Origin of the sequence: Streptomyces sp. WAC 06738 (assembly GCF_003945505.1) — a bacterium.
Lineage (GTDB): Bacteria > Actinomycetota > Actinomycetes > Streptomycetales > Streptomycetaceae > Streptomyces.
Map to the genome: position 1 here is coordinate 738,688 of NZ_CP029618.1, position 14,261 is coordinate 752,948.

At 73.9% G+C, this 14,261-nt stretch carries 11 protein-coding genes and 1 pseudogene; 2 read left to right on the top strand and 10 right to left on the bottom strand.

Translation table 11 applies throughout. The features are described 5' to 3' along the window. Window positions 1-42 precede the first annotated feature (42 nt). From larB to DMB38_RS02920, 9 genes and pseudogenes are all read right to left on the bottom strand, one after another. A complete protein-coding gene (gene larB / locus DMB38_RS02880) occupies window positions 43-792 on the bottom strand; it encodes a nickel pincer cofactor biosynthesis protein LarB (RefSeq protein ID WP_125933818.1) in 750 nt (249 codons plus the stop codon). Further along, window positions 789-1,787: a TIGR00268 family protein gene (locus DMB38_RS02885; RefSeq protein WP_125933819.1), complete on the bottom strand. Its 999-nt coding sequence runs from the start codon at window positions 1,785-1,787 to the stop codon at window positions 789-791. Before DMB38_RS02885 ends, larB begins: the two co-directional genes overlap by 4 nt. After that, window positions 1,784-2,704: a ferritin-like domain-containing protein gene (locus tag DMB38_RS02890; RefSeq protein ID WP_125933820.1), complete on the bottom strand. Its 921-nt coding sequence runs from the start codon at window positions 2,702-2,704 to the stop codon at window positions 1,784-1,786. The genes DMB38_RS02885 and DMB38_RS02890 overlap by 4 nt, the downstream gene beginning before the upstream one ends. A 164-nt stretch (window positions 2,705-2,868) precedes the next feature. Further along, the gene (locus DMB38_RS02895; RefSeq protein WP_240661948.1) at window positions 2,869-3,495 is read right to left on the bottom strand and encodes a TetR family transcriptional regulator; all 627 of its coding nucleotides are present in this window, start codon (window positions 3,493-3,495) and stop codon (window positions 2,869-2,871) included. A 218-nt stretch (window positions 3,496-3,713) separates the two neighbouring features. Further along, on the bottom strand, window positions 3,714-4,565 hold the full coding sequence (gene fdhD, locus DMB38_RS02900) for a formate dehydrogenase accessory sulfurtransferase FdhD (protein WP_125933821.1): 852 nt from the start codon (window positions 4,563-4,565) through the stop codon (window positions 3,714-3,716). A gap of 6 nt (window positions 4,566-4,571) precedes the next feature. After that, entirely contained in the window at window positions 4,572-5,444 is an 873-nt protein-coding gene (locus DMB38_RS02905; RefSeq protein ID WP_125933822.1) for a 2Fe-2S iron-sulfur cluster-binding protein, read from the bottom strand. Further along, window positions 5,441-7,503, bottom strand: a pseudogene (locus DMB38_RS02910) (NAD(P)H-dependent oxidoreductase subunit E). Before DMB38_RS02910 ends, DMB38_RS02905 begins: the two are co-directional and overlap by 4 nt. Further along, window positions 7,494-9,440 (bottom strand): molybdopterin-dependent oxidoreductase, encoded by a 1,947-nt coding sequence (locus DMB38_RS02915; protein WP_125933823.1) that lies wholly within the window; start codon window positions 9,438-9,440, stop codon window positions 7,494-7,496. Before DMB38_RS02915 ends, DMB38_RS02910 begins: the two are co-directional and overlap by 10 nt. Then, window positions 9,437-10,486: a 2-dehydropantoate 2-reductase gene (locus tag DMB38_RS02920; protein WP_125933824.1), complete on the bottom strand. Its 1,050-nt coding sequence runs from the start codon at window positions 10,484-10,486 to the stop codon at window positions 9,437-9,439. Before DMB38_RS02920 ends, DMB38_RS02915 begins: the two co-directional genes overlap by 4 nt. A 151-nt stretch (window positions 10,487-10,637) precedes the next feature. Between DMB38_RS02920 and DMB38_RS02925 the strand changes: the two genes are divergently transcribed. Next, on the top strand, window positions 10,638-11,849 hold the full coding sequence (locus tag DMB38_RS02925) for a molybdopterin molybdotransferase MoeA (RefSeq protein WP_125933825.1): 1,212 nt from the start codon (window positions 10,638-10,640) through the stop codon (window positions 11,847-11,849). Between the two features lie 127 nt (window positions 11,850-11,976). Beyond that, on the top strand, window positions 11,977-12,666 hold the full coding sequence (locus tag DMB38_RS02930; protein WP_125933826.1) for a GntR family transcriptional regulator: 690 nt from the start codon (window positions 11,977-11,979) through the stop codon (window positions 12,664-12,666). Between the two features lie 149 nt (window positions 12,667-12,815). Here the strand turns inward: DMB38_RS02930 and DMB38_RS02935 are convergent, their stop codons facing one another. After that, the gene (locus DMB38_RS02935; protein WP_125933827.1) at window positions 12,816-14,201 is read right to left on the bottom strand and encodes an OFA family MFS transporter; all 1,386 of its coding nucleotides are present in this window, start codon (window positions 14,199-14,201) and stop codon (window positions 12,816-12,818) included. Between the last annotated feature and the right edge of the window lie 60 nt (window positions 14,202-14,261).

Below are 14,261 nucleotides of genomic sequence, written 5' to 3' on the forward strand. Positions count from 1 at the left end.
TGAGCGACGTCGTACGCGAAGGCGGGGCGGGCGCTGCGCTCTTCAGTCACCGGCGCGTACCCCCACGATCTTGGCGGCGTGCACGGCGGCGCCGAAGCCGTTGTCGATGTTGACGACCGTGAGCCCGGGGGCGCACGAGGCGAGCATCGCGCCCGCGGCGGCGCGGCCGCCGTCGGCGAAGCCGTAGCCGACGCTGGCGGGGACGCCGACGACGGGGGCGGTGAGCAGTCCGGTGACAACGCTGGGGAGGGCGCCGTCCATGCCCGCGACGACGATCGCGCAGTCCGCGGCGCGCACCTCGGCGAGCACCGAGAGCAGCCGGGACAGCCCGGCGACGCCGACGTCGGCGTAGAGCCGGGAGCCGGTGCCCAGCGCGTCGAGGGTGGCGACGGCCTCGCGGGCGACCGGCAGGTCGCTGGTGCCGGCGGTGAGCACGGCGACGGTGCCGCGCGGGGCCGGCAGCGGGCCCACGGTGACGGTGCGGGCGCGGGTGTCGACCCGTACCGGCTCGTCGGCGAAGGTGCCGGGCGCGTCCCGCAGCACCTCCTCGGGGCAGCGGGTGGCCAGCGCCGGGGACTCCGGTGCGCGGAGGCGCAGTTCGGCGAGGAGCTGGAGGGTCTGCTGCGGGGTCTTGCCGTCCGCGTAGACGACCTCGGGCACGCCGGTGCGCCGCCGCCGGCCCACGTCGAGGCGGGCGAAGTCGCCGACCTCCGCGACGCCGCCGGTCAGCAGCCCCGCCGTCTCCGATGGGGTGCCGGTGGGGTCGAGGGCGCTGCCGCGCGGCTCGCTCATCGCGTCGGCGCTCCGTCGGAAGAGACGGTGCGGGAGGCGGCGCGGGCGGCGGTGCTCACCGCGCCCGTACGGTACGGGGCGAGGCTGCCCTCGCCGAGCGGGCCGACGGCGGCGACCTCGCGCAGCAGCGTGTCGCCGAGGCCGTGGGCGGCGGCGACCTCGCGGTGCGCGGGCGCGTCCAGCTCGATCCGGAATCCTTGCTTCAGCAGCCGTACGCGGACGTCGCGGGCGCCCACCCGGTGCTCGTCCAGCGTCTCGCGGACCCGCTCCTCGGCCCGTTCGACCAGGTGCAGCCGGTCCTTGGAGACCGTGATGCCCACCGCGATCCGGGACGCCAGGCACGGCATGCCGGGCTTCTCCGCGACCGGCAGCCCCCACGCCCGCGCGACCGCGCGCACCGCGGCCTTGCCGAGTCCGGCGGCGGCCAGCGGTTCGGCGGCGGCGAGTTCCTTGGCGGCCCGCAGCCCGGGGCGGTGGGCGGCGCGGCGGTCGTCGAGGTGGGTGCCGGTGGCGACGTGCGCGAAGCCGTGCTCCGCGGCGTAGCCGGAGACCCGGCCGAGGACGGTCTGCTTGCAGAAGTAGCAGCGGTCGCCGGCGTTGGCGCGATAGCCCGCGACGGACAGCTCGTCGGTGTCCAGCACGACGAGTTCGGCGCCGAGGTCCGCCGCCGTCTCGCGGGCGAGGGCCAGCTCGCCGCGGGCCAGGGCGGGTGAGTCGGCGATGACGGCGACGGCCCGGCCGGGGCCGAGGGCGCGTACGGCCGCGGCGAGGACGACCGTGGAATCCACGCCACCGGAGTATGCCACCGCGACGCTGCCGAGTCGTCCGACTTCCGCCAGCAGCGCGGCGGCGGCCGCGCCCGCGTCCGGCTCGCCGGCGTCCGCGGCGGCCGGTCCCGGTGCGGGGACGGCCGCGGGGTCACCGGCGGCGGTTGCGGTGGGCCCGCGCCGGTCGGCGGCGGGGCCGTGGTGCGCGGCGGGGCCGGCGTCCGTCATGCGTGTGAGCCCGCCGATCGACGTCGTACGGCGGCGATCCCGGCCGCGCCCGCGACCACCGCGGCGCCGGCGACCAGCCGCTTGCGGGAGCCGCGCTTGGCGGCGCCCAGGTCGTCGCCGACCGGCACGCCGGCGCCGAAGCCCGCGACGCCGCGCTGGACCAGGTTGAGCCCGGCCATGCCGGGAAGCTTGTGCACCTTCTCGTCGATCTTGCGCACGGCGGCGGCGCCCGCGTCGTCACCCAGCAGGTGCCGCAGCACGAACTGGGTCTCCTCCACGGGCTGGATGGTGGAGCCGACCGGCTGCCAGAAGCGCTCGGTCACCCAGCGGGCCAGTGAACGGGCGCGCTGGGAGCGCTCCAGGCGCTCCTTGGCCTGGCTGGCGTAGAACGCGAGATGGCGGGACTCCTGACGCTGTATGCGGCCGAGCAGCTTGGTGAGCTCGGGGTGCTGCTCCTTCTCGATGAGGCTGCCGTACGCGGCGTGCGCGGACCACTCGTTTATGGCACCCCACGTCATGTGCACGGCGACGAAGTCGTCGCCGATGGCGTTGGCCGCGATGGACTGGTAGATCGGCGCCAGCCGGTCCTTGAGCCCCTGCGCCTCGCGCACCTCGCGGATGTGGTCGTAGTCGGCCTTCTGCCCGTGGGCGCGCAGCACCGAGTCGATCGCCTCGCCGTGCCAGAACTCCTCGAAGGCCCACATCGACATGAACGCCGTGACGTCCGGATCCCGGTGTGAGGGGGTGACGAGCACGTCCCGCAGGTAGCAGACCGTGTGGCTCTCCACGTCCGACATGTACCGCAGACAGCGCAGCGCCTCCGCGGACAGCGGGCGCTCGGCGAACGCGTCGAGATCCAGGTCGTCGACCTGGATGCGTCCGGCCGTGTTGATGTAGCCCGGTATGTCGAAGGCCATTGCTCTCCCTCCGGCAGATGCGCCGATTGCGCCGAGTCCATCACGGCACGAAGCCCTTTATCAACATCTGTTGAGTTAGCTCGCGATTCTAGATCGCGGCCTCACCCGCACGCCACTGCCCCCACCCGTGACGCAGCAGACACTCCTGAGGTTGACTCGGCGCGCTAACTCGCTGCGGCGGGAAGCGGTCCGAAGAGATAGCCGTCGATGGTACGGCCCACGATCTCGGCCAACTCCGGCCGAGGCAACTCGGCGAGCGGGCCGAAGCGCACCACGTACCGCACCAGCGCGGTGCCCACGAGGTGGGAGCCGGCGAGGCCGGCGCGCAGCTCCGCGCGGTCCTTGACGGCGCGGGAGGCGATGCGGGCGACCAGTTCGCGCGTGATGAAGTCGCGCAGGATGGCGGCGGCGGGCTGGTACGAGGCGGCGGAGAGCAGGATCGCCTGAAAGGGCCACCTGGTCTCGGCGTCGTCCCACAGATCGAAGTAATAGGCGGCGAGCCGGCCGCCCAGACCGTCGGAGGCGTCGCCGATGATCCGCCCGAGCACGTCGTCGGGGCGCATCACGTCGGCGATGGCGGCCAGGTACAGCCCTTCCTTGCTGCCGAAGAACTGGACGAGGAGGGACGGGTCGACGCCCGCCTCGCGCGCGACCGCGCGCAGGCTGCAGGCGCCGTAGCCGCGGGCGAACATGCGCTTGGCGGCCCGGATGATGTCCGCCCTGGTGTCGGGACGGCCGGGGCGGGGCCCGAGCGGCCGCACCCGAGGGCCCAGCGTTCTCTTCCCGGTCACGGTGGTCGCTCACGCTCCAACGCAGGTGTGCATTTTGCTCATTGCGTCAAGTCTTCGGTGAACGTCCTGCCGGGACAAGAGGGGCGGGCCAAAGCTCCGGTCAAGAGGGCACGTCGGCGAGGAGGCGGGCGCGAGGGCCGCGCGGGCGTCGGGGGCCGGCCGGCGCAGGGGGCGCACCCCGCCGGCCGGCCCCGCGCCCGCGCACGCGACGGGGCCGATCAGACGCCCGCGACCGTACGGTGCGGGGCGATGCGGTGTTCGCCTGCGTACACGTTCATGGTGTCCCCGCGCAGGAAGCCGACCAGCGTCATGCCGGTCTCTGCGGCGAGGTCGACGGCCAGGGAGGAGGGCGCGGAGACCGCGGCCAGGACGGGGATGCCGGCCATCGCCGCCTTCTGCGCCAGCTCGAAGGAGGCCCGACCGGAGACCATCAGCACGGTGCCGGAGAGCGGGAGGCGGTCCTGCTGCAACGCCCGCCCGATCAGCTTGTCGACGGCGTTGTGCCGCCCCACGTCCTCGCGCAGGTCGATCAGCTCTCCGTCCTCGGTGAACAGGGCGGCGGCGTGCAGCCCTCCGGTGCGGTCGAAGACCCGCTGCCCCGCCCGCAGCCGCTCCGGCAGCACGGCCAGGACCCCGGGCGTGAGACGCATGCCCTCGTCGGCGGGAGGCCAGCGCGTCGTCGTACGGACGGCGTCCAGGCTCGCCTTCCCGCACAAGCCGCAGGACGACGTCGTGTAGACGTTGCGCTCCAGTGTGATGTCCGGCACGGGCACACCCGGGGCGAGGCGCACGTCCACGATGTTGTACGTGTTGCCGCCCTCCGCGCCGTCCACCGCCCCCGCGCAGTACGTGATCCCGGCCAGCTCCCGGCCCTCGGCCACCACCCCCTCGCTGACCAGGAAACCCGCCGCCAGTGCGAAGTCGTCACCCGGCGTCCGCATCGTGATCGCCAGCGCCCGGCCCCCCAGCCGGATCTCCAGCGGCTCCTCCGCCACCAGCGTGTCCGCCCGCCGGTCCACCCGCCCCCCGCGCACCCGCACCACCGGACGCCGCACCGTCACCCGACCCATCGCCGATCACTCCGTACCCTGGACGTTCTGGACGTGCTGGTAGCCGAACCGGCCCTTGATGCACAGGTTGCCCCGCGTGATGGGGTTGTCGTGCGGCGAGCCGACCTTGACGATCCGGTTGTCCTGCACGTGCAGCGTGAGGTTGCAGCCCACCCCGCAGTACGCGCACACCGTCGTCGTCTCCGTCTGCGCGTCCTCGTCCCACGTGCCGGCCGCGCGCATCTCGTACTCGGTCCTGAAGCTCAGCGCCCCGGTGGGACAGACCTCGATGCAGTTGCCGCAGTAGACACAGGCCGAATCGGGCAGCGGCCCGTCGTGCTCCACGGCGATCGTCGTGTCGAAACCCCGGCCGGCCACCGCGATGGCGAAGGTGTTCTGCCACTGGTCGCCGCAGGCGTCGACGCACTTGTAGCACATGATGCACTTGCCGTACTCGCGCACATAGAGGTCGTTGTCGACCTTCGCGCCGCGGTCCCCCACCGTCGCCGCGTCCGGACCGAACCGGCCGGGCTCCGCGCCGTACTCCTCGATCCACCCGGCGACATGCGGCGTCGTCGACAAGTCGGTGGAGGAGGCGAGGAGTTCGAGGACCAGCTTGCGGCTGTGCCGGGCCCGCTCGCTGCCCGTACGGACCTTCATGCCCGGCTCCGCGCGGCGCGAGCAGGCGGGCGCGAGCGTACGGGCACCCTCCACCTCCACGACGCAGACCCGGCAGGCGTTCTTGGGCGTGAGGGTGTCGCCGTAGCAGAGGGTGGGGATGTCCTTGCCCGCGGCGGTGCAGGCGTCGAGGATCGTGTCGCCCTCCAGGGCGTGGACGGTCTCGCCGTCGAGTTCGAACTCGACGCGGCGGCGCGGCAGGCCGAGCGGGACGCTGCTCATTCGTAGGCTCCCAGGCGGTCGATGGCGGACTCCACGGCGTTCCACGCGGTCTGGCCGAGACCGCAGATGGAGGCGTCGCGCATGACCTGGCCCACCTCGCGCAGCAGCGCGACGTCGGCCGCGGCGGCGGCGCCGCGCAGGTCGGCGATGCGGTGCAGGGCCTCCTCCTGGCGCACGGTGCCGACGCGGCACGGTACGCACTGGCCGCAGGACTCGTCGCGGAAGAACTCCGCGACGCGGATGAGGATGCGGGGCAGGTCGACGGTGTCGTCCAGGACGAGGACGACGCCGGAGCCGAGGGTGGCGCCGGCGGCGCGGGCACCCTCGAAGGTGAGCGGCACGTCCAGCTCGTCGGGCCGGACGAAGCCGCCGGCGGCGCCGCCGAGCAGCACGGCGCGGAGCCCTGCCGGGGCGCCGCCGGCGAGGTCGAGGAGGTCGCGGAGGGTGGCGCCGAAGGGGACCTCGAAGACGCCGGGGCGATCGACGGTGCCGGCGACGCAGAAGAGCTTGGTGCCGGTGGAGGACTCGGTGCCGGTCGCGGCGAAGGCGGCGGCGCCGTGGGTGAGGATCGGCAGGACGTTGACGAGGGTCTCGACGTTGTTGACGGCGGTGGGTTTGCCGAAGAGGCCCCGTTCGGTGGGGAACGGGGGCTTGGTGCGCGGCTCGCCGCGGTGGCCCTCGATGGAGTTGAAGATCGCGGTCTCCTCGCCGCAGATGTACGCGCCGGCGCCGCGGCGGATCTCGATGTCGAAGGCGTAGCCCTGGCCGAGGACGTCGTCGCCGAGGAGGCCGCGGGCGCGGGCGCGGTCGGCGGCGTGGGCGAGGCGGTGGAGGGCGCGGGGGTATTCGCCGCGGAGGTAGAGGTAGCCGCGGTGGGCGCCGACGGCGTAGCCGGCGATGGTCATGGCCTCGATGAGGGCGTAGGGGTCGCCTTCCATGAGGACGCGGTCCTTGAAGGTGCCGGGCTCGGACTCGTCGGCGTTGCAGACGAGGTAGCGGGTGCGGACGGGCTGGGAAGCGGTGGCCTGCCACTTGCGCCCGGTGGGGAAGGCGGCGCCGCCGCGGCCGAGGAGGCCGGCGTCGGTGACCTCGCGGATGACGCCGGCGGGACCGAGGGCGAAGGCGTTGCGCAGGGCGGCGTAGCCGCCGTGGGCGCGGTAGTCGTCGAGGTCGGCCGGGTCGGTGGTGCCGACGCGGCGGAGGAGCACGAGGCGGGGGTCGCCGGTTTGGGGGACGGCGGCGGCGGGTGGCGGTTCGTGGTCGGCCCGGGCGGGGTCCTGGGCAGCGAGGATGAGCTCGTCGGGGGCCGCGGGGGCGACGACGGCGGTGGTGGGTGCTCCCCGATCCCGCCCCTTCCCGAAACCGGGGGCCGCGCCCCCGGCCCCCGCCCCCCGCGCCTCCGGCGCGGTCGAAGACCCCGGGGCTCCGCCCCCGGACCCCCGCGGAGGCTCCGCCCCTGCGACCCCAGGGGCTCGCTCGGAGCGTCTTCGTACGCCACCGCCGCGCTCCCGCGTGGGTCCCCCTCCTCCTCGCCGGAGCTTCCGGCCTCCCCCTCCGGCGCCTCCCCCGCCCGTATCACCAGCGCCGCCGGGGCCCGTTCGCACAGGCCCAGGCACGGGCTCTCCTGCCATACCGCGCCGCCCGCGGGGGTGCCCGCCGGGCCCAGACGGGAGGTGAGGGACTCCGTCACGCGCTTCGAACCCCTCGCCGCGCACGCGATGTCCGTGCAGACGTGGAGCACCGTCGCCGGGCGCGGGCGGAGGGAGAACATCGCGTAGAAGGTGGCGACCCCGTACGCCTCCGCCGGGGGGACCGTCAGGCGGCGGCAGATGTAGTCCAGGGCGCCCTCGCTGATCCAGCCCACCCGGTCGTTCACCGCGTGCAGGGCCGGGAGCAGGAGGTCGCGGCGGTCGCGGGCCTCGTGGCCGCCCTTCGCCCAGCGCAGGTCCGCCGCGTCGCGTTCGCCGCCCTCCCAGCCCGTCGGGGCCGGGCCCAGCAGTTCGTCGACGGCGGCGCGTTCGGCGTCGGAGGGCTTGGCGTCGGTGTACTTCAGGTCCACGACGGCACCGCCTGCCGGTCGGCGAGCTTGTCGATGCGTACGGCCGCGGCCTTGTACTCCGCCGTGCCCGCGATCGGGCACGTGGCCTCGATCGTCAACTGGTTGGTGTCGACCTCGTCCGGGAAGTGCAGCGTCATGAACGCCAGCCCGGGCCGCAGCCCTTCGTCGATCCACACCGGGGCGACGACCGAGCCGCGGCGCGAGGTGACGCGGACCTCCTCGCCGTGGGCGACGCCGTAGGCCGCCGCGTCCTCCGGGGACAGCTCGATGTTCTCGCCGCGGCGCAGCGGCGAGGCGAAGCTGCTGGACTGCACGCCCGTGTTGTACGAGTCGAGCCGCCGGCCGGTGGTGAGCCGCAGCGGGTAGTCGTCGTCGAGGAGGTCCACCGGCGGGGAGTGCAGGACCGGGCCGAAGGCCGCGCGCGGGCCGCGGCGTTCGGGGTCGGCCTCCCAGAGGCGGCCGTGGAGGTACGTCGGCTCCAGCCGGTCCTCGCTCGGGCAGGGCCACTGGATGCCCTGGTGCTCCTCCAGCCGCGCGTACGACATGCCGCGGTGGTCGGGCGAGACCGCGCGCAGTTCGTCCCAGACCTCCTCGGCCTCGCCGTACTTCCAGTCGTGGCCCAGCCGCCGGGCCAGCTCGCAGAGGATGTCGATGTCGTCGCGCGCCTCCCCGGGCGGGCGGACGGCCTTGCGGACGCGCTGCACGCGCCGTTCGCTGTTGGTCGTGGTGCCCTCGGTCTCGCACCAGGCGGCGGAGGCGGGCAGCACCACGTCGGCGAGCAGGGCGGTCTTCGTCAGGAAGATGTCCTGGACGACGAGGTGGTCGAGGGCGCGCAGCCGCTGCACGGTGTGCTCGTTGTCGGCCTCGGACTGCGCGGGGTTCTCGCCGATGCAGTAGACGGCCTTCAGCGTGCCGCGTTCGATGCCGTCGAGCATCTCGGTGAGGTTGAGGCCGTAGCGGGGCTGGATGACGACGTCCCAGGCCGTCTCGAAGCGCTCCCGCACCGCCGGCTCCAGGATGTCCTGGAAGCCGGGCAGCCGGTTGGGAATGGCGCCCATGTCGCCGCCGCCCTGGACGTTGTTCTGGCCGCGCAGCGGCTGGAGCCCGCTGCCGTGGCGGCCGACGTGGCCGGTGAGGAGGGCGAGGTTGATGAGGGCGCGGACGTTGTCGGTGGCGTTGTGGTGCTCCGTGATGCCGAGGGTCCAGCACAACTGGGCGCGCTCCGCCGTGGCGTACGCGTGCGCCAGTTCGCGGATCGCCGCGGCGGGGACGCCGGTGACCTGCTCGGCGGCGGCCGGGGTCCAGGGCTCGACGGCGGCGGCGTACTCCTCGTAGCCGCTGGTGGCGCGTTCGATGAACGCGGTGTTGGCGAGCCCGGCGTGGATGATCTCGCGGCCCACGGCGTGGGCGAGCGGGATGTCGGTGCCGACGTCGAGGCCGAGCCAGCGGTCGGCCCACTCGGCGGTCCCCGTACGGCGCGGGTCGACGGCGAACATCCGGGCGCCGTTGCGGATGCCCTTCAGCACGTGCTGGAAGAAGATCGGGTGCGCGAAGCGGGCGTTGGAGCCCCACATCACGATCAGGTCGGTCTCCTCGACCTCCGCGTACGAGGAGGTGCCCCCGCCGGAGCCGAAGACGGCGGACAGGCCCGCGACGCTGGGGGCGTGGCAGGTGCGGTTGCAGGAGTCGACGTTGTTGGTGCCGATGACGACGCGGGTGAACTTCTGCGCGACGTAGTTCATCTCGTTCGTGGAGCGGGCGCAGGAGAACATGCCGAAGGCGTCGGGGCCGTGCGCGCCGGTGGTCGCGGCGAAGCCGCGCGCGGCGGCGTCCAGCGCCTCCTCCCAGGTCGCCCGGTGCAGCTCGCCATCCGCGCCGCGGACGAGCGGGTGGGTGAGCCGCGGGTACTGCTTCGGGGTCCTGTTGCGGTCCTTCATGAGGCGCTCCTGGCGGTGTCCTGGCTGCTGGGGTCGCTGGTTTTGCCCGGATCGCTCCGGTCGGCCGCGGCGGGGGTGCGGGCCGTCGTCTCGGCGAGCAGTCCCGCGACCGCGGCGATGGCGCGCACGGTGGGCACGGGGACGCCGGTGAGGCCGGCCAGCTCGACCACGGCGGCCAGCAGCACGTCGAGTTCGAGCGGCTTGCCGCGCTCCAGGTCCTGGAGGGTGGAGGTCTTGTGGTCGCCGACGCGCGCGGCGCCGTCGAGCCGCCGCTCGATGGAGATCCCGGGCCGGCTGCCGAGCCGCGCGGCGACCTCCAGGGTCTCCCGCATCATGGCGGTGACCAGCTCGCGGGTGCCGTCGTGCCCGGCGATCTCGCCCATGGTGGCGCGGGTGAGCGCGCTGATCGGGTTGAACGAGATGTTGCCGAGCAGCTTGATCCAGATGTCGTTGCGCAGGTCGGGCTCGACCGGGCACTTGAGCCCGCCGGCCACCATGGCGGCGCTGAAGTCGAGGCAGCGCGGGCTGACGGTGCCGTCCGGTTCGCCGATGGAGAAGCGGGTGCCCTCCAGGTGGCGTACGACGCCGGGCGCGGCGAGTTCGGTGGCGGCGTAGACGACGCAGCCGATGGCGCGCTCGGGCGGGAGGGTGCGGGTGACGGCGCCGCCGGGGTCGACGCTCTCGATGCGCTGCCCGGTGTACGGGCCCGGCAGTCCGTGGAAGTACCACCAGGGGATGCCGTTCTGGGCGGCGATGACCGCCGTCCGCTCGTGCAGCAGCGGGTGGACGAGCGGGCCGCTGGTGGCGTACGAGTTCGCCTTCAGCCCGAGGAAGACGTAGTCGACGGGGCCTACGGCCGCCGGGTCGTCCGTCGCCTCGGGGCGGGCGGTGAAGTCGCCGCGCGGGCTGAGCACGCTGACGCCTGCGCGGCGCATGGCGGCCAGATGGGGTCCGCGGGCGATGAGATGGACGTCGGCACCGGCGCGGTGGAGCGCTGCTCCGACGTAGGCACCGATCGCGCCGGCACCGACAACTGCGACTTTCACTGGCGGGCTCCCTTGCGTGCGATGCGATCGCGGGGGCTCTTTCCTAGTCGACAGAATATTGTCTACAGTATGCCTTTCATGGGGGTCAAGGGTCGTGCACCCCTTCTCCGGCGGCCCGTTGGGCCGCGCCGCAAACCGCGGGAGGCCGCTGATGACGACGCTCGGAACCACTCCCCCGCCCCGTACCGCGCCCGCCGCCGCGCCGGGCTGGCCGGAGGCGCGCGCCGCCGCCGCGGCCGCGGCCGGCCCGCTCGCCGTCCGCGACACCCCGCTGCGGCGGGCCCACGGGCGGGCGCTCGCCGAGCCGTTGACGGCCCGGGCGCCGCTGCCGGCGTTCGACACCGCCGCGATGGACGGCTACGCCGTCGCCGGACCCGGTCCGTGGACCGTCGCCGGACGGGTGCTGGCCGGACAGGAGCCGCCGGTGGCGCGGCTCGCGGCCGGGCGGGCGCTGGAGGTCGCCACCGGCGCCCGGGTGCCCGAGGGCGCCGAAGCGGTGCTGCCGTACGAAGACGCCCTGCGCACCGGCCCGTCGGTGGCCGGCGCCGTGCGGCCGGGGCGGCACGTGCGGCGGCGCGGCGAGGAGTGCCCGGCCGGCGCCGAGGTGCTGCCGCCGGGCGCCGTGCTGACCCCGGCGGCACTGGGGCTCGCCGCGAGCCTCGGGTACGACCGCGTGGCCGTGCACCGCCGCCCCCGCGTCGCGCTCCTCGTCACCGGCGACGAGCTGGTGCGCCGCGGCATCCCGCCGGCCGGCCGGGTCCGCGACGCGGTGGGACCGCTGCTGCCCTCCGTCGTGGCCTGGGCCGGCGGCGCGCCGCAGCCCGTGACGTACCTCCCGGACGGCCGCCCCCCGCTGACCGCCGCGCTGACCCGGGCGGCGGCCGGGGCCGACGCCGTCGCGGTGTGCGGCGCCTCGTCCCGCGGTCCCGCCGACCATCTGCGCCCGGCGCTGGCCGACTTGGGGGCGGACGTGCTCGTCGACGGGGTGGCCTGCCGGCCCGGGCATCCGCAACTGCTGGCCCGGCTGCCGGGCGGCGGGCCGCCGGTCGTCGGCCTGCCGGGAAACCCGTACGCCGCCTTCGCCGCCTGCCTGACGCTGCTCGTGCCGCTCCTGGAACGGCTGGCGGGCCGCACTCCCCCGCCGCCCTGGCGCGCCCGGCTCGCCCCCGCCGCGGGCTCCCGCCTGCCGGCCCCGCACCCGCGCGACACCCGGCTCGTCCCGGTGACGCTCGACGGCACCCGCGCCGTCCCGGTCGGCCACGACCGCCCCGGGCTGCTCTGGGGCGCGGCGGCGGCGGACGCGGTGGCGGTGCTGCCGCCGGGCGGGGCGGACGAGGTGGAGTTGCTGCGGCTGCCGCGCTGACACCGCGCCACAAATGGTGTGAACTTCCTCACCACGGGGGCCACTCATCGTTCATCCACGCTCTCGGTAGACTGTAGACAAAAGCCAATTCACCTGTCGCCGGGGGCGACAGAGGGTGGGGAGATCGATGCTGTCCCAGGGACTGCCCCAGGGGGCGATGCCGCGGCTGGAGCGGCCGGGCCCGCTCCGCGAGCGGGTGTACGAGGCCCTTCTCGAGCTGATCATCACGCGCACCCTCCCGCCGGGACAGCACTTGGTCGAGACCGAACTGGCCGGCCACCTCGGCGTCTCCCGCCAGCCCGTGCGCGAGGCGCTGCAGCGGCTCAACACCGAGGGCTGGGTCGATCTGCGCCCCGCCCAGGGCGCGTACGTGCACGAGCCGACCGACGCCGAGGCCGACCAGCTCCTGGTCGTCCGCGCGCTGCTGGAGACCGAGGCCGCCAGGCTCGCCGCCGCCAACGCCTCCGGCCAGGGCATCGCCCGGCTGGAGGAGCTGTGCGCGACGGGCGAACGGGCCGTGGCGGCCGACGACCTGGAGGCCGTCGTCGCCGCGAACCTCGCCTTCCACGCGTACGTCATGGAGCTGGCCGGCAACGCCGTGCTGGCCGAGCTCGCCGCCCAGGTCGAGCGCCGCGTCCGCTGGTACTACACGCCGGTGGCCCGGCAGCGCGGCGCCCAGTCGTGGATCGAGCACCGCGAGCTGATCGCCGCCGTGCACGACCGCGACGAGGCCCGCGCCCAGGAGGTCATGCGCGCGCACACCGAGCACACCCGCCGCTCGTACCACCAGCGCCAGCACGACGACCACCCTCGCTAGGGCCTGTCGTCGGTCTCCCGTCGTTCGCCCGAAGGGCGGGAGACCGACGACAGGCCCTGGGCCCCGGCCGGGTAGCGGTCGGCCGGGGCCTCGTCCATGCGGGCTCCGCTCCTTGCGGGTTCCGCCCCCGCCGGGGCGGAGCCGCCGGGCTAGTCCGTCTCTCTGCTGATCGGCCGCGGGTTGGGCTCGATGTCCTTCAGCCGCTGCCGTCCCGGTGGGGTGAGGAACAGCGCCATGAAGCCGGCGAAGAGCGAGATGGAGCCCGCCAGCAGGAAGGCGCCGGAGTGCCCCCACGCGCCGACGACCACGGAGCCCATGCCCGCGCCGAGACCGGAGACGAGCTTGGCGCTGTAGACCATGCCGTAGTTCGAGGCGTTGTTGTTCTCGCCGAAGTAGTCGGCCGTCAGCGCCGCGAACATGGGGAAGATCGCGCCGCCGCCGAAGCCGGAGATCGAGGAGAAGACCAGGAACAGCGGCAGGTTCTTCGTATCGGCCGACCAGAGGATGCCGTACTGGGACAGGCCCAGCACGACGCACACCACGATCAGGCAGCGCTTGCGGCCGTAGAGGTCGGAGAGCCAGCCGATGACGCCGCGTCCGGTGCCGTTCACGACGGCCTTGAGCGACATGGCCGTGGCCACGATCCCGCCGGCGAAGCCGGCCTCCTCGCCGATGTCCACCTGGAAGGCGATGCCGAAGATGTTCACGCCCGACGTACACGCCAGGCAGAACCACATCAGCGTCACGCGGCCCGTCTTCCACGCCTCCCGCGGGCTGTACTGCTTGACCGCGGGCGGGTTCATCTTCAGCGAGCGGGCCGCCCGCGGGTCCTTCGGCGGATTGAGCGGGTCGACCTCCGCGGGCCACCAGTTCTTCGGCGGGTCCTTGAAGAAGAACCCGGCCGTGCCCACCATCAGCGCGAGGAAGAGCCCGACCGAGACCAGCACCCAGCGGAAGTTGGTCAGGTCCATGTAGCCGGTGAAGAGGAACACGAAGGGCACCGAACCGTAGGCGAAGCCGCCGTTCACGAAGCCGGTCTTGCCGCCCTTACGCTCCGGGTACCACTTGCCGACCATGTTGACGCAGGTCGCGTAGACCATGCCGGCGCCCATGCCGCTGAACATGCTGAACCCGATGTACGCGACCACGACATGCGGCGCGTACGCCAGGGAGAGATAGCCCAGCAGCGTGCCGGTGGCGCCCAGCATCATCGCGAAGCGGGCCGGCAGCTTCCCGGTCTCGCGCAGCTTCCCGGCCGGGAAGGCGACCGCGGCCTGGAAGAACACCCACACGGTCATCATCCAGAAGATGTGCCCGCTGGCCCAGTGGTGCGCGGTGTGGAGCGTGTCCTCGGCGGAGGCGAACGCATACTCCGCCGAGCTGATGCCCATCATGCCCACCCACGGAAGGATGACCATCCACTTCCGCTTGCGGCCCATGATGTCGACGTCGGACTCGCCTATCCGATAGGTCCTGCCGTTTCTGTCGGTCACCTCCCGGTAGGGGAGGACCGACCGGTCTTCGGTTGTCGTCATGGGTTGCACCCCTTGTATCGAGAATCCGGTCAGCGCCCCCTGTCCTGATCTCTGCGGTGG

Bases quoted from the DNA above. Each gene is read 5' to 3' on its own strand.
- larB (WP_125933818.1), bottom strand. From the start codon at position 792: ATGAGCGAGCCGCGCGGCAGCGCCCTCGACCCCACCGGCACCCCATCG.
- DMB38_RS02885 (WP_125933819.1), bottom strand. From the start codon at position 1,787: ATGACGGACGCCGGCCCCGCCGCGCACCACGGCCCCGCCGCCGACCGG.
- DMB38_RS02890 (WP_125933820.1), bottom strand. From the start codon at position 2,704: ATGGCCTTCGACATACCGGGCTACATCAACACGGCCGGACGCATCCAG.
- fdhD (WP_125933821.1), bottom strand. From the start codon at position 4,565: ATGGGTCGGGTGACGGTGCGGCGTCCGGTGGTGCGGGTGCGCGGGGGG.
- DMB38_RS02905 (WP_125933822.1), bottom strand. From the start codon at position 5,444: ATGAGCAGCGTCCCGCTCGGCCTGCCGCGCCGCCGCGTCGAGTTCGAA.
- DMB38_RS02915 (WP_125933823.1), bottom strand. From the start codon at position 9,440: ATGAAGGACCGCAACAGGACCCCGAAGCAGTACCCGCGGCTCACCCAC.
- DMB38_RS02925 (WP_125933825.1), top strand. From the start codon at position 10,638: ATGACGACGCTCGGAACCACTCCCCCGCCCCGTACCGCGCCCGCCGCC.
- DMB38_RS02930 (WP_125933826.1), top strand. From the start codon at position 11,977: ATGCTGTCCCAGGGACTGCCCCAGGGGGCGATGCCGCGGCTGGAGCGG.
- DMB38_RS02935 (WP_125933827.1), bottom strand. From the start codon at position 14,201: ATGACGACAACCGAAGACCGGTCGGTCCTCCCCTACCGGGAGGTGACC.